This is a genomic window from Leptolyngbya sp. FACHB-541 (assembly GCF_014695875.1).
Classification (GTDB): Bacteria; Cyanobacteriota; Cyanobacteriia; order Elainellales; family Elainellaceae; genus JAAUTN01.
Window position 1 is genome coordinate 1 of the sequence record NZ_JACJPC010000013.1, and the last position, 16,568, is coordinate 16,568.

At 46.9% G+C, this 16,568-nt stretch carries 15 protein-coding genes; 6 read left to right on the plus strand and 9 right to left on the minus strand.

What is annotated here, in order from left to right; genetic code table 11:
* Window positions 1-65 precede the first annotated feature (65 nt).
* Entirely contained in the window at window positions 66-845 is a 780-nt protein-coding gene (locus H6G00_RS00475; protein ID WP_190795135.1) for a PDDEXK nuclease domain-containing protein, read from the plus strand.
* Between the two features lie 117 nt (window positions 846-962).
* On the opposite strand, the gene H6G00_RS00480 is transcribed toward H6G00_RS00475, so the two are convergent.
* The 4 genes from H6G00_RS00480 to H6G00_RS00495 all read right to left on the minus strand — a co-directional run bounded on the left by H6G00_RS00480 (window position 963) and on the right by H6G00_RS00495 (window position 4,213).
* Window positions 963-1,949: a hypothetical protein gene (locus tag H6G00_RS00480; protein WP_190795136.1), complete on the minus strand. Its 987-nt coding sequence runs from the start codon at window positions 1,947-1,949 to the stop codon at window positions 963-965.
* A 350-nt stretch (window positions 1,950-2,299) separates the two neighbouring features.
* Window positions 2,300-2,797, minus strand: coding sequence for a tyrosine-type recombinase/integrase (locus H6G00_RS00485; protein WP_242042074.1), 498 nt, complete (start codon window positions 2,795-2,797; stop codon window positions 2,300-2,302).
* Between the two features lie 316 nt (window positions 2,798-3,113).
* A complete protein-coding gene (locus H6G00_RS00490; protein WP_190640833.1) occupies window positions 3,114-3,635 on the minus strand; it encodes a hypothetical protein in 522 nt (173 codons plus the stop codon).
* 167 nt (window positions 3,636-3,802) lie between these two features.
* Entirely contained in the window at window positions 3,803-4,213 is a 411-nt protein-coding gene (locus H6G00_RS00495; RefSeq protein ID WP_190640834.1) for a helix-turn-helix domain-containing protein, read from the minus strand.
* A gap of 140 nt (window positions 4,214-4,353) precedes the next feature.
* On the opposite strand from H6G00_RS00495, the gene H6G00_RS00500 reads away from it, so the two are divergent.
* A complete protein-coding gene (locus H6G00_RS00500; RefSeq protein ID WP_190795138.1) occupies window positions 4,354-5,115 on the plus strand; it encodes an SDR family oxidoreductase in 762 nt (253 codons plus the stop codon).
* Window positions 5,116-5,346: 231 nt separating this feature from the next.
* On the opposite strand, the gene H6G00_RS00505 is transcribed toward H6G00_RS00500, so the two are convergent.
* Entirely contained in the window at window positions 5,347-6,237 is an 891-nt protein-coding gene (locus H6G00_RS00505) for a hypothetical protein (protein WP_190640836.1), read from the minus strand.
* A 220-nt stretch (window positions 6,238-6,457) separates the two neighbouring features.
* Window positions 6,458-6,823 (minus strand): hypothetical protein, encoded by a 366-nt coding sequence (locus tag H6G00_RS00510; RefSeq protein ID WP_190795139.1) that lies wholly within the window; start codon window positions 6,821-6,823, stop codon window positions 6,458-6,460.
* Between the two features lie 264 nt (window positions 6,824-7,087).
* On the opposite strand from H6G00_RS00510, the gene H6G00_RS00515 reads away from it, so the two are divergent.
* The 3 genes from H6G00_RS00515 to xisF all read left to right on the plus strand — a co-directional run bounded on the left by H6G00_RS00515 (window position 7,088) and on the right by xisF (window position 11,331).
* Window positions 7,088-8,050 carry an integron integrase gene (locus H6G00_RS00515; protein WP_190795140.1) on the plus strand — a complete coding sequence of 321 codons (963 nt, stop codon included), beginning with the start codon at window positions 7,088-7,090 and terminating at the stop codon, window positions 8,048-8,050.
* Between the two features lie 544 nt (window positions 8,051-8,594).
* A complete protein-coding gene (locus tag H6G00_RS00520) occupies window positions 8,595-9,467 on the plus strand; it encodes a hypothetical protein (RefSeq protein WP_190795141.1) in 873 nt (290 codons plus the stop codon).
* 259 nt (window positions 9,468-9,726) lie between these two features.
* Complete coding sequence (xisF, locus tag H6G00_RS00525) at window positions 9,727-11,331, plus strand: fdxN element excision recombinase XisF (protein WP_190795142.1); 1,605 nt, start codon at window positions 9,727-9,729, stop codon at window positions 11,329-11,331.
* A gap of 941 nt (window positions 11,332-12,272) precedes the next feature.
* On the opposite strand, the gene H6G00_RS00530 is transcribed toward xisF, so the two are convergent.
* The 3 genes from H6G00_RS00530 to H6G00_RS00540 all read right to left on the minus strand — a co-directional run bounded on the left by H6G00_RS00530 (window position 12,273) and on the right by H6G00_RS00540 (window position 15,415).
* On the minus strand, window positions 12,273-14,054 hold the full coding sequence (locus H6G00_RS00530) for a hypothetical protein (protein ID WP_190795143.1): 1,782 nt from the start codon (window positions 14,052-14,054) through the stop codon (window positions 12,273-12,275).
* Between the two features lie 592 nt (window positions 14,055-14,646).
* A complete protein-coding gene (locus tag H6G00_RS00535; protein ID WP_190795144.1) occupies window positions 14,647-15,228 on the minus strand; it encodes a Uma2 family endonuclease in 582 nt (193 codons plus the stop codon).
* Window positions 15,229-15,238: 10 nt separating this feature from the next.
* Window positions 15,239-15,415 (minus strand): hypothetical protein, encoded by a 177-nt coding sequence (locus tag H6G00_RS00540; protein ID WP_190795145.1) that lies wholly within the window; start codon window positions 15,413-15,415, stop codon window positions 15,239-15,241.
* Window positions 15,416-15,601: 186 nt separating this feature from the next.
* Between H6G00_RS00540 and H6G00_RS00545 the strand changes: the two genes are divergently transcribed.
* A complete protein-coding gene (locus H6G00_RS00545) occupies window positions 15,602-16,567 on the plus strand; it encodes a hypothetical protein (protein WP_190795146.1) in 966 nt (321 codons plus the stop codon).
* Window position 16,568 lies beyond the last annotated feature (1 nt).

Consider the following 16,568-nt stretch of genomic DNA (forward strand, 5'->3'; position numbering starts at 1 on the left):
ATTCCCAGTTTAGCTAGGTAAAGACCAAGTCCGTTGAACCGCCGTGGTACGGACCCGTATGCCCGGTGGTGTGGGAGGGGAGGAGGCGTAAGTCCTTCCCCTATCCCGATTGGTTTCATAACTGCGTATTGCTGGATAAGGTCAAAGACCCTGAAGAACGTCTGTGGTACATCCAAAAGACGCTGGAGTATGGCTGGAGCCGCAATGTGCTGGTGCTTCAGGTTGAGAGTGGTCTCTATCAGCGACAGGGGGAAGCGATCACCAACTTTGAGCAGGTTTTGCCTCCTGCACAGTCTGACCTAGTGCAGCAGATTATCAAAGACCCCTACCATTTTGACTTTTTGTGCCTAGGGGAGGAGCGATCGGAGCGCATCCTGGAGCGGGGACTGATTGACCACATCCGAGACTTTTTGATGGAGCTGGGCGTTGGCTTTGCTTTTCTGGGGAGCCAGTATCCAATTGAAGTGAGTGGCAAAGAGTATCGATTGGACCTACTGTTTTACCATGTCAAGCTGCATTGCTATGTGGTGATTGACCTGAAGATGGGAGAGTTTGAGCCGGAGTTTTCGGGCAAGATGAATTTCTACGTCGCGGCGGTGGATAACCTGTTGCGATCGCCCCAGGATGAACCCACGATTGGGATTGTGTTGTGTAAGTCGAAGGATAAGACAACGGTGGAATATGCACTCCAGGGCATCCAAAAGCCGATTGGCGTAGCCACATTTCAGCTTGAAAGGGAACTTCCTGCCCCGCTCAAAGGAATTCTGCCAACAGCGGAACAGCTGGAGATTGAGCTGAATGCAGCGGTGGCAGAGGTTCGGATAGAGGCAGATGAGATGGAATAAGCGATCGCTCTTTGAAGTGCCAAAATCCTATTAACTATATATAGTTAATAGGATTTTGGCACCTCATTTCAAGAAGATAGACGTAAATCCACTCCATCCCATCTCCCATTCGAGTATTCATGAAGAAACTGAAGAAGAAACAGAGACTATAGGTGAGTGGGATGCATAGTATTTACAAGCCTCATTGCCGAGAAACTGGAACATCAAGTAGGTGATAGCTTGTCCCGATCCCAAATCTAGACCCATATTGATCAAGTCTCCAGCTACAGGAATTTGTCCGATCGGAAACTTTAGCAGAAACATACTGGCTTGGATTGCTCGGCTGCTGCCCAGACCCGCTGCTGAAATTTCTATAATTTCTTTTTTCCGAGCCACATCTTGTAGGTCAAATCCATGAGCGCTAGCAACCTGGTAAACCATCTCGGCTTGAAACCGGGCAATATCTACCCAGCTGTCAGACGTTGAGGATTCAATCGTTCTTTGTCCGATGAAGTAATGGGCTAAGTCTAGTGGGGGGTGTTCTGGATGGTCTTGTCGTATTTTGTTAACTCCAGCTTCTAGTTGGTTCAAATCAACCTGTTCGATAGCAAACTCTAGCAAAGGCTGAGCGTTTTTCTCGAAGGATGTAACTACAAGTTGAGCAACTGTGTTAGCAGCTTGCTCAAGTCCTTGAGTTGCCTGTCCAATGAGATGCAACGTTTTATTGGCTGCTGCTGTTCCTACCTCAGTGGTGGAGTCCAGCACAGATTTACCTACCTGTAAGGTTGTGCTGCCAACCTTGGAACTTACATCTATAGCTGTCTCAGCCGTAGTTTTACTAACCTGTAAGGCTTTAGTCCCTAGAGAACCCCCAACATCGACTGCTGTCTCAATTGTGACTTGACCAGCTCTCAACGCTCTACTTCCGACAGCCTCCCCAGCGCCTGTGGCTACTTCAGTTACTGTTTTGCCAGCTTGTAAAGTATTTTTGCTAACCGTTTCCCCAACTTGGACTGCCTTCTCTGTTATTCCTTGAATAGAGTAAGCTTTAGCTGGCTGAAGTGCTACTAGATTAATACTAAGAAAGCAAACAAGGGCAATCAGTAGAACGACCACCTTCTTCATCACCGATCTAAAAGCCAGGAACAGCATATTGCTATTGCTACGGAAGTTCTAGCTTAAGGTCCCCTGCCATTTCTAATGATTCAACAAAGGTAAGATGAATTCTAATAAAAGTGTAATGAGGATAAGCTGCCTCAGTTCCCTAATTGGACGAAGATGGAAGAGTTCGAGTCGGGTAGCTAGCCAGGATTGTGAAACTCATACCAGCTTGATTCAGTGATAATTACATTCTCATCCTATTCGACGACTCATTTTGCATCAGGCATATGTAGTGAATTGCAAACAACACTTTTAAGTACAGCTGATAAGCAACTTGTTACCTTACTGTCAATCAGTGCTTGCGGCAATTCTCCTTAATCGTTCCAAAAATCCTTAAATCGTCCTGGGGCTAACTCGGTATACCGTACTGTGTGCTGAATGTTTCGATGTCCTAAGTACACCTGAATTGCTCGCGTGTCTTGCCCATTGGATGCTAAATAATATCCCGTTGAATGACGCAGCATGTGTGGATGAACCGGAAAAGGCAGCCCTGCCAACTCCCCGGATCGAGCGATAATTGCTCTTGCGGTGCGGTCGCTCATCGGACCCTTGCGCTCCGACTGAAATAGGTACGGTGATTCCGAATACTCTCGTTTTAACTGCCGCAGTGCTCGCAGCTCTGGTCCTCGCAGTGGATGCGTCGCCGGTGTGCCTCGCTTCATCCGATTAACATGTAACGTTCCCTGTTTCAGATCCAGCTGGTCCCAGCGGAGGGAGATTGCTTCACTCACCCGCAGCCCATGTCGATACATCATCAGAATTAGGGTGGCATCGCGGTGCCCGTTGCGTCCCTCTTGTTTAGCAGCTTGCATGAGCGACTCCACCTCTTCAGGTGTTAAATGCTCGCGAGATCGCACATCTTGATTTTTAAGTTTACGAGGAGGGGAGGATTGCATTTTGCAACTTTGCCGAAAATGATGGTTGGGCGAGTTTTTGTAGTACGCCCACAATGCCTACTGCATCGTATCATCGTAAACCTAACAATGCCGAAAATACTCATTTTCGGCAGTGTTGTTGACTGTTAACGGTTCGATTCAGCGGCGACGATAAAACCAGAACGATAGACGAAGAAAATTTGCTCGTCCGCTGCAATCGAATTGTTATCTCGCTGTTGCTTCACTTTCATGACTACTCGGAGCCTGTCACAACACCAACATACTCTTCTGGAAGTGGAAGATTAAAGTATTGCTGCAATAGCCGAACGTCATGAATGTCTTTTGCTTGGGGGTTGTATCCTGTGTGACATAGCATCTGCGCTTCAGGTGTGATGCAAGAAATCACATTGCTGTCGATCCTGCCCTGTCCAGCTAAACTATCCTGTGGATAATGAAAAGGCGAGCCGTCTTGTAGGACTTGAATCAACTGTCCGCTACTATCCTGTTGGACAGTGTGAAAGTCAACACTACGACAGTTAGCATCTTTCATCACAAACCGCGTCGGTAACTCATTCAGTATGATAGCGAACTGATAGATAGCGAGGGTCTGTTCAATCTGACCAGCATCCTCCAACCTAACTACGAGATCGAGATCACTGTGCGATCGTGTTTGTTGACTTAACAGGGCATCGACACCCCAACCACCATCTAACCATACAGGAATCTCTGCCCGCTCTAACCAGGTCACAATCTGCAAAACATCTTCTGATTTCATACAGGAATGAGAGATCTGAAACCGTGATTTAAGTCTACATAAACTTCAACACGACTGAACGAAGCGAGATAACGCCCCCAATCACTGGACACCGACAACTTCTGCAACTCACCGAACCACTTAACTTTGTTCCGGTGCATTGGGATTGTTCGACCACTACATACAGGCTATCCAACAACCACTCGATCAACTTCATCTTCCTGATTGGCTGTTACATCAACGACTACTGCTCTAGCAGCTTCAACTTCATGAAAATGCTCAGACGACCAGCGGCATAAAGCTTGAAGTGGCTCAACTAGAGTTTTGCCTAACGGCGTTAAAGAGTACTCAACCATTGGCGGAACAACGGGATAAATTTTCCGTTGAACTAAACCACTTTCTTCTAACTTCCGTAGCGTTTGAGTCAGCATTTTCTGCGAAATGCCCTCAATTTTTCGATGCAATTCACTGTACCGCTTCTTATCGTGAATCAGTGCCATAATCACCAGCGCCGTCCACTTATCGGCAACGAGGTCAAGCGTTCTGCGGACACCAGAAGCTTGAGCGAAAGCGCAAGACTGAGAGGATGAAGAGTTCATGACACGCACCTTTTAGTAAGTACAGCACTTTCTTGTACATACTTGTGTTTCAGATTGTAGCTGCTCAAAATTGAGAGAGCAACGGGGATGTCTTTCCTCACTGTTGATGTTGTTCAACTTATGACTCTTGGAGTGTTTTGATGCCAAATTTTGCAGGCAAAGTAGCGCTTGTTACAGGCGGTACATCGGGAATTGGTCGAGCAACCGCGATCGCATTTGCTAAAGAGGGCGCAAGTGTTCTGGTTGCGGGTCGCCGCAAGGAAGAAGGGGAGGAAACTGCTCGGCTTGTAAAAAACAGTGGCGGTCAAGGCGTTTTTATCGAAACAGATGTCACGCAAGAAGCAGATGTTCAGGCAATGGTCGAGAAGGCAATCGCTACTTTTGGTCGTCTCGACTTTGCATTTAATAACGCCGGAGCATTTGGTGAATCTGCTTCCCTCATTGAGCAAACGCAGGATCAGTATGACCGCTTGATGGATGCCAACGTTAAGAGCGTTTGGCTATCGATGAAGTATGAAGCCGCACAAATGTTGAAACAGGGTGCAGGCGTGATTATCAACAATAGTTCTGGCTTCGGGTTAGTTGGTGCCGCTGGAGCGCCACTATACGTTGCCAGTAAACATGCGGTCATCGGCTTAACCAAAGCAACTGCTCTGGAGTTTGCCAAGTTAGGGCTTCGAGTCAATGCAGTTTGTCCTGGTGTGGTAGCTGAAACAGATATGCACGCCATTTCCGCAGGTTCTTCAGACCAAATTAGAGACTATATGCTCTCCGTTCATCCTGTAGGACGGTTTGGCAAACCTTCAGAAATTGCCAGTGCTGTAATGTGGCTCTGTTCGGATGGTGCAGCTTTTGTGACTGGACAGACTCTCGCTGTTGACGGGGGATATACGACCCAATAAACATCTAGAGTGCGATCGCCGAAACAGACCTTAACCGCGATCGCGCTTCACCGGTCCGCTCAACGGCTCTAACTTCAGAGACTAACAAAACGCCTTCAAACTACACCCCAACGACTGCAACGAAGCGGTCGAACGGTTGCGGTCAGCGGTTACCGATCCCTTCAAACTCAGCACCAGTAGCTTTCTTCAATCCGCTGCACCGATCTTAGGCAGTCGCGGCTTGAACAATAATTATCGCATTCTCTGAAGTCGTTGCTTAGCTTCACTAATAAAGCTTCCTATATCCTCAATAACATGCCGATCGAAGGTTCTGTCTTTACCTTGTTCTAATGCTTTAACCTTAGCTAGTGATGGCTGCTGCCAAACTTTAAGAGCAGCTCTTGTTCGTAACGCTGGACTTGTCTCTGGGGAATTTAAAAGCGTGATTATCCCTACCTCATCCAAGCCCTCAAAATACTTAAATTCATTAGGAGTGAGTGGATATGCATCACCAAGTTTATTTATCTTCTTTTGCTTTTGAAGAATCTTGACATAAACCTCTTCAGATGTGAAGCTTCCGTAGTCTTTATCTCTATTACGGATTAAAGCCTCTGCGATTCCTTTACTTGGAAAGGCGCAGAAGCAATTAAAAATAATGTTTCTAACCTCAGTAGAAGTATCATCAGCATCAAGCATTCTAATCCTATTTTCTTCGGAATCATAATAGATACCGCATGAAAACTGGTTCTCAACCTCACAATCGAGGAGACGATGAGATGACGAATTTGGATCGAAGGCATATAACCATACAATAACAGGAAGCTCTTTATCTTCATGTTTCCAATACAAAACGAAGGTTCGCCCGTCTAGATACCAAAAACAAGCTTCATTCACATGCAACCAGTTTGGAAAATTATTTTCACTGCATTTTACTATCGTTCCATTGCAGCCAAGGATTTCTGAAACGTAAGTGATTGATTCACGGTAATACTGTTCAACCTCTTGATAGGCACTGAGAAAATCATTCTCATCGTAGCTATCCCAGAAATCACGAGTTACATGTAGCTCGAAGCTATCAACTGACAAATCAGTCAAGAGAGTCTCTACAGATTGCTGAGCTTTTTCTCGTAGGTTTGGAGACATTATTTCTGAATCCCCTATAAGGGCTACTACGTCAGATGGGGTAAAAGGATGCCTAACGACCAAGATAAGCGGCTGATAGGTTCTTTGTCACTCCACCAACAGCTTTCAATCGTCCGCTTCATCGACTTGTTATGCAGCGAGCGTTGAAGCAACGTAAGTGTTGGAGTATGAAGTTATTGCAGTTCCTTCATCAATTCGTTAATCAGAGTCAGCAATCATTCTAACTTCCTACCCATGCTCTTCCAACTCCACGAGCGTCCCATACAGCAGCACAGATTCTGAGGTTGATATTACAAGCCTCTTCAAGGTTGTACCCAGTGCAAGTATGCAACTCACTTGGTCCAAGTCCATAGATAACAGCATTTAATGCTTCGTACATAACCCGCCATTCATCGGCTGTCAACTCGATTGACGGTAATTCCGCCTCTGCCTGCAATCGGACTTTTGGTTGCAAATTATGTGCGGTTTCGACATAAGGTCCCAGTATATTTTGGATTATGCGTGTAGAACCTCCGCCGAAAACCTCCATAAAGACAAATGCAAGAAAGTGTTGCTCGCGTTTATCGAAGGCGATCGCAATATTCATCAAATTTCAACTGTACATTCAAGACAGGCGAATCAGCATAACTATTAATTAGACGGAACGATTCTGCCTATCTACCCAGTTTCGGAGGGTAGGCAGAATGATTCTGTAATATCACTCCAAAACAGGTGGATCGACAGAATGATTCTGCATAGTAGGCTGATTTGGGTGGATCGGCAGAATTTTTCCGTATATCTTCACATGCAGTACGCTTGTACTTACAAGTATTATTTATCACATCGAATGTCCTCCCTACTCAACCCTCTCATGCAGCCACCTCCCAAGAAGCTGTTAGATCAAGTGCGAGATGCGATTCGGCTGAAGCACTATGCTTACCGCACCGAAGAAACTTACGTGCAGTGGATTCGCCGCTACATCCTGTTTCACAATAAACGGCACCCTAAGGACATGGGGCGTGCTGAAATTGAAGCATTCTTGACCCATTTGGCTGTGCACGAACAAGTTGCAGCTTCAACTCAGAATCAAGCACTGAATGCACTGTTGTTTCTGTACCGGGAAGTGCTGAAGCTAGAAGTGTCTCAGGTCAATGCCATTCGAGCTAAACGCACTCAGTACTTACCAACCGTCTTAACGAAGGAGGAAGCCCTGACCGTTATCCAAAATATCGATGGTGTCCCTCAACGGGTTGTTAAGTTACTGTACGGCGGTGGATTGCGTCTGAGCGAAGGATTGCGATTACGAGTCAAAGACATTGACTTCGCACAGCATCAAATCATTATTAGAGATGGTAAGGGCAGCAAGAGTCGCGTCACCATGCTGCCATCGAGTGTAACCGATGAACTCCGTGATCACTTAGTGGGAGTAAAGCGACAACATCAGCAGGATTTAGGGCGAGGATTTGGAGCTGTCCCTCTGCCGTTTGCGCTGGAGCGGAAGTACCCTAATGCCAATCGAGAGTGGATATGGCAATTCGTGTTTCCTTCCAGCCATATTGCCAAAGACCCTCGTAGTGATCTGATGTGCCGTCACCACATGCATGAGAGTAGCATTCAAAAAGCGGTTAAGCAGGCTGTTCGAGCCGCAAAATTAACAAAACGGGTGGGGTGTCACACCTTTCGCCACAGTTTTGCAACCCACCTGCTTCAAAGTGGTTACGACATTCGGACTATACAAGAGTTGCTAGGTCATAAAGACGTCAAAACAACAATGATCTACACGCATGTCTTAAACCGAGGAGGACAGGGAGTGAGAAGTCCACTTGATCCGTGAGGATGAATTGCAAGATTGGTTGATTGCGAAGCATTATACGCAAGTTTCCTGCCGAAAAGAGGCATTTTAGGCAGTGTTTTGGGCAAGTTCAAGTTTGTATCATTTTGATGATTAGTAGAGTTTGTTTTACCACGACCTTCATCAGCTAGATACTTTGCCGTAACGCTCCATCTAGTAGTAGTGCTAAATTGAGACTTTAAGGTACGTCTGCTTTCAGCGATCGCTCATGCAGAATTATTCTCCTTCCTCTGACAACAAAAACCTATATAAACTGGCAAAAAACGTTTTAGAAAAGCCTAAAGTTTTACAAGATTTGGCTCTGATTTCAGTTCCTGAATCTTTAATGCTTTTTCCTGACGAGGCTCGTCAGCGCTCAACCATTGTGCAGTCTGCACTTAGCACGTGGGAAGAACAGGTTCGGGAAGATGATTTGCGGTTTGGTTTCGAGGAGCGCTGTTGGATTCCACGGATTGAGATTTATATCCCAGATACTCCTGATGGCAAGAAATTTTTCAAGATTGCAAAGGCGATCGGAGATATTCCAATGCAGTTTAATATCCTGCCTAAAAACCAGGAACAAGCCTATTGGCTGAAAACACTCCACTACTTCTACCAAGCTAGAGGAGTTCTCTTTGCCTATAAGCTTTTAGGAAAAATTCCAGATCCGATTGGTGCAGAAGGAGTCTTTGAACAGCATTTGTCAGAATCTATCATTCGTAACCTTCATTTCATCACTGAAGTAGATATTGCTGAATATAAGCTCATTATTGAAGGGGAGCCTTACTTCAAGAAATGGATACTACGTAGACAGGAAGCTTATCCATTTAAAAATCCCTTTCAGATCCTCTTAGAAATTCAGAAGCAAGCTTTTCTAGAAGGATGGAGCTTGGGACCTAAAAATAACGATAATTGGCTATCAATTGAGAACCAGAAAGACCTGTTAAGTATTCGTGTTTTTCTGCTTGCACAATCAGACTGGAACAATTGTGTTGAGGAACGGGGAGACTATCAGGAACAGGAACAGGAATATTTAAAATTTCTCGAGAAGAGTGGCTGGTACGGTCGTCTCATCCTAGCTCTGCGTCCATACAGCGATATTGAGTTTGGAGAACCTTGGAGACGATACGTTGAAGCTCTAAGAGCGGGTAAACCAGCTTATATTGATGATTTTTATTGGCGTAAAGGTTTGCCTTATAAGCGCCGAGAGAGAACTATTGAACCTGAGAGCGTTCCCTGCTCATCCATGTCTTTGCAACAGTGCGATTGTCCTTTTCGCAGTTTAGGAAGCGATCTCTCGGCTTCAATCTGTCTTACGGTGCTAGAAGAAACAACAGGCAAAACAAAAAAAACAGCAGAACGGGTTCGAGTTAAAGGCAGCTTCAATCCGCTCGGCTACTTGCTTTGGGTCTGGGCTTAAAGTTTCTTAATCGATTCCTGAAAACTTTTTTTCTCAAGTTTTATTCTGCTATTGATAAATACAGGCGGTGTCAAACTGCATTTTTGAGTAATTAGAAACCAAGCAAATATCTCGTTCCTAAATTCTTAGCGATGTGGATTTAGTAGTTTTTTTAGTGCTCAAAAATCTGTTTTTTACTGTTTTTTGTGCAAACCCACCTCCCAATGGCGATGCACAACTTTTGACGACTTAACCACTTGTAAATTAAGGAAGACTTTCAATGATTAAAGGCAATTCCAATCGATTTCAAATTATTAAAGTAGTTGCTGAGGAACCAGAGTCTGGATATATTGCCGCTTATGCCAGAGTATCGAGTCGGGAACAGGCACTACACACTCACGCACTCGAGCAACAACTTGAGCGGCTGAAAGTCGCTGGAGCAACGCTAATTATTTATGAGGTTCAGAAGGGGAAGAAGGATGATCGTCCTGGGCTCTTGTATACGATGAGTTTGGTCCGGGAAAAGAAGATCTCTGAAGTGGTCGTTACACGGTTGGATCGATTAGGTCGAACTGTTCCTTTAATCCGCAAAAATATTGCCGTTTTTCAAGAGACCGAAGTCAACTTACGAGTTCTTGATCAGCTAATTGATCTAAAAACCCCGCAAGGGATGTTCACAATCAATTTACTCGCAAGTTTGGCGGAAATGGAAGTAGACCAGTTATCAGAACGGGTGCGGCACGGCAAACAGCACAGCCGGAACCAAAACGCTGCCTGTGCATGCGTTCCGTTTGGTTATCGAGTTGAGGGTATCGACTATCAACTCGATCAGGTTCCTTTTCTTTGCCTGCTTGACCAGCGCCCAGAAAATTACCAGGAATTATCGGAAGAAAGCGACATCACGAAACTACCAGGTATAACAGTTGCCCAGTTGGCTCGCAATTGCATTGATATCTTTCTCACAACGAAAGGCTTGAGTAAAGCAGTCAGAGTGATCAGCCAGAAATATGGAATTGGACGATGCCATTCTAAGAAAAATGGAAACGACAAAATCTTTCATTGGACCCCTGCTGGACTGAAGCGATGGCTGCTTAACGCGGTTTTGCAAGGACATACGGTTTATAACCAACGCAGGATAACGCCAACAGGGCAGCGCAAGCAGAACAGCCCTGAGGACTGGGACATTCGGCTTAATACCCATACGAGCGATCGCCTATTAACAGAACAGGAGGCAGAAGAGATTAAGCAGATAATTGAGTTCAACGCGTCTCATTTGGGAGCTGCTCTACTTAACTATGATGCTTCAAACCCAGATACCTACAGTCCCTACGCCTACCTTCGTAGTTTGGTTTACTGTGCTGAATGCCGGTCAAAGGCAATTAGCAAAAGCCGAGAAAGTACTGACCGCAAGAGAAGGTATTCCTACTATGCCTGCCGCCACGTTCACAAGGGCTGCAACAATTTGAAGGGAACCAGAAAGGAGTTGATTGAGACTGCGATCATTAGTCACTTACTTCAACAGTCTGTTGCACTTCAATCCACCGACCTTAATACACCCCCTCAACCTATTGGTTCGGTGCCTACTAAATCAGAGAAGCTTCAGAAGCTAGAAGCTCGGTTGTCAAAGCTCGAGGAAATTACTGATACCGACCCAGAGTTACAAGGGCTAAAGCAAAAAACTCGCCAACAGATTCAGGAAGAACTAAATCCCTTTTCAGCTAGAGCTTTAGAAAGCCGCAGCGTCAAGGAAATTATCCAGGCTGGCAACAATCTCGTGATTTGGCACACTTTGTCTGCTGATGACAGGGTACTGATTTATCCCAGGCTGATCGATCATGTCACGATTCGAAATGGCTCTGTGGAATCGGTTGTTCTTAAGGATTAGAACGATCCAGGCAACTCTGAAAACTACTTCAGGGAAATAGGGTAATCCTATGTTTTTGTATCCGTCTCTTCCCAATCTACCCATCAGTTTTACTGCTGCTATTCTCAACTCTTAGGAGGTCCATCATGAGTTTTCAAGATGTTTTTAGCTTGAACCAGCTAAGGTGCGAAATTGCCATGCAGCAATCACTCAAGCAGTGGCAAGGACCCAAGATTTACGGGGTAGAGTGCCCGTTTTGCGGTTCAATAAAGTATATGAAATACAGCCTGGACAAGGGTAGACAGCGTTACCGTTGTCAGCAATGCAGGCGTCGATTTACGGAACGTACTCAGTTTGAGTGCATTTGTCAAATTCCTGGAAAAACGGTCAGATGCCACGAATGTCCTGGCTTTCAAACATTTGTTGGAATTATGCAGCAACACACAGATAAATTGCGAGGGTTGAACTTGCAGCAGCTACAGAAACTAAAGGAATGCTTGAAAACATCAGAAAACCCCGATCATTAGATGGGGTCATGAGAGCGAAGCTGTCATGAAGGAAACAAGGCCCTGACCACCATGTTAGGGCTTATTGTTTTAGTTAGGGTTAAATGGCGAATGCCTTAAGTCAATGAACACAGCAAGACTTACATACTATTAGTAGTCCCAAAAGTTTTTGTGAGATGGAAGATACCGTTTGATTAGCCAGTCTACTTTTCAACTGAGTCATGTACTACTGGTCGTCCTCATGGTCTGACTTGACTGGTGGTATGGCTTGACCGAGTTCCAGAGAGTGGCTCAGATAGAGTTAGGTAGACCGATCACAATGGAAGAAATTCATCAAGCCGCACGACATCTAGCCGGTTTTAGTGTCATTAACTATCCTCATGAGTAAATGACTGAAACAAGCATTTACTCCTAGAAGTAGTCCTTATGAGGTGTTGAAGAATGCCATTGAGCGGATTAGTATTCACCAGAATTAACTTGCCATAGCCGATAGAGCAACAGAGGCAGCTCAGATTGGGTCAGCTGTGCCCAGCGCTTACCTTGGAAGTTATCGGCAATAAACTGCTGAACCTGGGCAACAGTCCAGCCTAGATGCTTGATTTGATGCCTAATGCCGACTGTCACGTCGCTCAGGTTATGACTCTCGAAAGCGGGCTCAAGTTGGGAGGAATCCCTTTTCGCTGTTCGAGGAGGGGAGACGTTTGGAGGGACGGTAGTCTCGCTCAGGAGTAATTCTGCCTGTGGAAAACTCTCATTCCCCCTCCCTAGACCCTCCCCTTTCCGATCCAAAGGAAGTTTTGAAGGAGGTTGGTCAGGCGCTAGCGCTTCACCCTTCATATAGGGGATGGTGTGTAATTCCTCTGTAGGAGCGGCTTTCGGGGCTTGAGTAGAGGGTTCAGAGGGGAGGGGCAAAGTTGTTGAAGCTGGCTCAGTGGGCGCAATTACACGCTCTTGGGGCTGCCATAGCTCTTTGTACTTCTGGAGGGTGGTGAAGCTGCACTTCGCTAGCTGGGCGATCGCTTTCATGCGGGCGGTTGTGCCATCGGGTAGTTCGCCTCGCGCTTCGAGTTCTAAGAGGGCGGCTTTGATCCGGCTCTGTGCGTCTTCTGCCCGCTGGCGGTTGAAGCAGACGATGTTGTTGCCTCCTTGTGGCGCTCGCCCTCGTTTTGGACTCGTGCCGAGTGCCCAGTAGTGATTTTCAGCGGCGCTTGCCCAGTCTTCAGACCGTTTGCGGATCTCATGCTGATGTCGGCACCATTGGTTGTAGCCAGGGCAGTGAGTAGCTATCTCTTCGACGTAGTGGACAAGCGCTTCTCCACTTAAGCTGGCAAACACAACCCCGTAGCAGGCGATCGCTTTCAGCAGCTGGTTGGACTGCCCGTAGGCAGTCCAGCCTTGTTCCATTTCGCTTTGCAGGTCTTGTTTCCAGGAGTCGATTTTGTTGGAGCGGGAGGCTCGACGGGTGCGATGTGCTTTGCGGGCACGGACGAGCGCTTTTCCCAGTTCCTCCATGTCCTGTCCGGCAGCAGCGGTATCCCAGGCTCCAAAGAACTGCTCCAGGTTGCCTCGGATGGGCTGAAGATCGTCATTCAGGAGGGTTGAACCGGAGCCGGGTTGCAGGGGCAGCCGGTGAGCGTTGTATTCGACTGTCTTTCCGGCTTTTCCGTAACTTTTGACGTTGGGGAAGACTTCTAACTGTCCAGGGTAGAGGAAAAGTTTTTGGGTTGAGAGGCACTGCTTGAGTGCGACTGCTAGAGCAAAGGTGGGGACGGAGGCAGGCAGGGGAATGTAAAGGTGTAAGCCGCCACTCCAGCTGGAGCGAATCAGAATTGTGCGATAGATACCAATAGTTTCTAGGGCGGCTCGGATGGTGGATAGGATACCGGGGGTGTGACTCGGGTGGTATTGCCCATCTTTGTCCAAGTCAATCAGGGCGTAGGAGGTGGTGGTCCCAAAGCGAACGCCGACGAGTTGAGCTGCGTCTTGCCACAAGTTCAAGAGAGTGCGGGGACGCAGCGGATATCGAGTTAAGGTTTGCCAGGTTGCTTTTTCGGTGGCATCGATTGGGTTATCGGCGACGATGGACTGCCAGCGGTAGGGGAAGGTTTCGCAGAGGCGTTTGCCTGAGGGGTCTGCTGGAAAGGGTTCAGGTAAGTTGTGTTTAGCAGGTTTTTGAGCTGCTGTTTTACTTGGGCTTTGCCTTGATTTGGAGGTTTGAGACGAAGGGGAAGTCAGCATGAGGTTTCCTATCCCTGTGGGTGTGCAGGGACAGAGAGCGCTGTACTGACCGGTCGAGTTAGCGTAGGTGGCTAGTTCGATGAAGCAATTTTTGGCATACAAAAGCTCTCAGTCCCGAATTTACAAGGGATAGAGAGCCATACGTCGTTCTATTAGGGGTGATAAAAAGTTATCGAAAAAGTCTTGTCAGCTTTGACAAGATCACCCTAATATAGACGCATGATGAGGTAGAAGACCTAACGACTGCGGCCAAGCAATCTAAGTTAAAGTCCCCTCTATCCCAAATGATCAACGAATCAGCCTTCAAAACCCCTTCTGTTTGCAGCAGTTGGGGTTTTTGGCTTCTAGGGTTGCCTAGAACATGAAGCTTACCTCTCCTATTGCAGAACTCAAACGCTTTAACCGCACTTCAGACCTCCAGCGATTAATCTTGCGGTTTGCAAAGTAGTTTACCTGATCTAGTTGGCGATCGCTCGATTTTTCGACATAAAGCTAGAAAAATGAGCGTCACCGCCGTAAGCAACGGAGTATCACCCTCGTATAGCAATAGCCATTTGCATAATACAAAGTGAGTGAGTGATAGACGATTGCTTTAATCTCGCGCTTTAAGAATCTGGTCAACAGTCAGATTCAGATGAGGAAAGGCTTCAGAGCGTACAGCTTCGTCGTTGGAGAAGTAGCCAAACTCCTCATAGACTCTGCCTTTTAGTATCCAGACGGAGATATAACCCTCCAAAGCATTTACAATCCAATACTCTTGAATGCCTGCATCTGCATACTCTGCTCGTTTCGTGCCAATGTCTGTTTTTGCGTTACCAGGGCTGACAGCTTCAATCGCCACTAGCGGGGGATTCCCAACCTTAAACACTGCGGTCTGATCTTGAAGCGATTCCCACTGCTGCACTGTGCAAACAATTAGGTCAGGGTCACGACCGCGATCGCGTGTTTCAGAGAGAGGTATTCGAACCTGCGCAGCAAAAGGTTTGCAGAGTAAAGGTAAATGTTGTTCTGCAAAGTGAGCCTTCAGTTTTTCATAGAGATACAGAACGATATCAGCGTGCTTCCCTCTGGGTGGGGCCAATTCGACAACTCTCCCATCAATAAACTCAGTGCGCCTACCGTCATAAGGGCGCTGCAAATACTCTTCATAGGTCAACAGTCTCGCTTGGGTCATGGCGATCGCCTCACTTGTCCTGCTTATTTGGATCTGAAATTTTCCCCTGTTCTCGCGCCTCAAGGACAGCTCTCTCGATCAAGACAGCCATCATCTGAGACATCGATCGACGTTCAACGTCAGCAAGGTCTTTAAGCCCTTCCTTAATCTCTTCTTCTATAAACGCAGTGACTGTAACCTTTGCCATTGGATCATTGTGAACCTCTGAGGACATCATACGCTCCTAGTAAAAAATAGGGTAATTTTTGCTAGCTTCTCCCAAGTCTTATTAGGACCTATTGTAATCCTAACAAAACCTTGCTAGGTTGTGACAAGAAGCGGCAAACGCAGGCAGATGACCGCAAGCCGACGCAAAGTAATTCAGGAGAAAAGAATGGCAACAGGGATCGCCACCAGGAGCAAACATACGCGCCTGGTCAGCTTTGAAAACTCGAATAGCTGGATTAAGCGCCATGACAGTGAGGGGACGCTGGTAATCCAGGCGGGCTACCGGGAAAACCCGACTGCCTATGCCCGGCACGATGAAGAGAACCCCATCGTGATCATTGATGGGCAGCTTCCCCGCTGGTATGGCGCTTTAGCCTGCCAAGGGCAGCACGTTCGGATTCATGGGCGCTCAAAGATTGAAACTGCTCGCGAGGCGTTCTCCGCCTGCCTGCGTCCATCCGACGATGGCAGAGATCTAATCGTGGTGTCCTCTCACTGGGACGTTAGAGCGTTAGATGCCCTTAAAGCTGCTCTGGAAGGACAATACAAAGTTATTCGCAACGGGGTTGAAATCCGCTGCGTCGTGACTCAAGTGCTCCCTGTATTGGAAGGGATGGGCACATACAACGCGCTTCAGCCATCCCTTCGTCCTGGTTCAACCCTGCTAATTGAGCTTGGTTTTGGCACGGCTGAAGAGTTCCTGATTGATGGCTCTGGCGAGATTGTTGACGGTCGCCCAGTCGATAACTTGGGCATTTACAACCTGGTGAATGCGATCGCCGATGACCCAGCGGTTCGAGCACTGGCAACGGATGCCAGTGGAACGATTAACATTTCGCTGATCTCCCGCTGCCTCCAGTGCGACACGCTCGGCAAGATTGATCAGAGTAACTGGCAAGCGATTAAAGCGAAGTACGTTGCGGAATACCTCAAAACCTTTCAGGGTTACATCAAAACCAATTACGCCGCACAATCCCAGGCAATCACAAACATTGTTCTAACAGGTGGCGGTGCTGCCCTGCTTAGCTCAATTCAGCCGAAAGTCGCGCAGGTTTTCACCATTCCAGATCGCCCTCAGACTGCATCTGTTCGCGGCTCCTATGAGCATCAGATGAGCCTGGTTGGAGTATGAA

What these genes read in the sequence shown, in the direction of transcription:
- H6G00_RS00480 (WP_190795136.1), bottom strand. Translation starts at nt 1,949, where the DNA reads ATGAAGAAGGTGGTCGTTCTACTGATTGCCCTTGTTTGCTTTCTTAGT.
- H6G00_RS00485 (WP_242042074.1), bottom strand. Translation starts at nt 2,797, where the DNA reads ATGCAAGCTGCTAAACAAGAGGGACGCAACGGGCACCGCGATGCCACC.
- H6G00_RS00490 (WP_190640833.1), bottom strand. Translation starts at nt 3,635, where the DNA reads ATGAAATCAGAAGATGTTTTGCAGATTGTGACCTGGTTAGAGCGGGCA.
- H6G00_RS00495 (WP_190640834.1), bottom strand. Translation starts at nt 4,213, where the DNA reads ATGAACTCTTCATCCTCTCAGTCTTGCGCTTTCGCTCAAGCTTCTGGT.
- H6G00_RS00500 (WP_190795138.1), top strand. Translation starts at nt 4,354, where the DNA reads ATGCCAAATTTTGCAGGCAAAGTAGCGCTTGTTACAGGCGGTACATCG.
- H6G00_RS00505 (WP_190640836.1), bottom strand. Translation starts at nt 6,237, where the DNA reads ATGTCTCCAAACCTACGAGAAAAAGCTCAGCAATCTGTAGAGACTCTC.
- H6G00_RS00510 (WP_190795139.1), bottom strand. Translation starts at nt 6,823, where the DNA reads ATGAATATTGCGATCGCCTTCGATAAACGCGAGCAACACTTTCTTGCA.
- H6G00_RS00515 (WP_190795140.1), top strand. Translation starts at nt 7,088, where the DNA reads ATGCAGCCACCTCCCAAGAAGCTGTTAGATCAAGTGCGAGATGCGATT.
- H6G00_RS00520 (WP_190795141.1), top strand. Translation starts at nt 8,595, where the DNA reads ATGCAGTTTAATATCCTGCCTAAAAACCAGGAACAAGCCTATTGGCTG.
- xisF (WP_190795142.1), top strand. Translation starts at nt 9,727, where the DNA reads ATGATTAAAGGCAATTCCAATCGATTTCAAATTATTAAAGTAGTTGCT.
- H6G00_RS00530 (WP_190795143.1), bottom strand. Translation starts at nt 14,054, where the DNA reads ATGCTGACTTCCCCTTCGTCTCAAACCTCCAAATCAAGGCAAAGCCCA.
- H6G00_RS00535 (WP_190795144.1), bottom strand. Translation starts at nt 15,228, where the DNA reads ATGACCCAAGCGAGACTGTTGACCTATGAAGAGTATTTGCAGCGCCCT.
- H6G00_RS00540 (WP_190795145.1), bottom strand. Translation starts at nt 15,415, where the DNA reads ATGGCAAAGGTTACAGTCACTGCGTTTATAGAAGAAGAGATTAAGGAA.
- H6G00_RS00545 (WP_190795146.1), top strand. Translation starts at nt 15,602, where the DNA reads ATGGCAACAGGGATCGCCACCAGGAGCAAACATACGCGCCTGGTCAGC.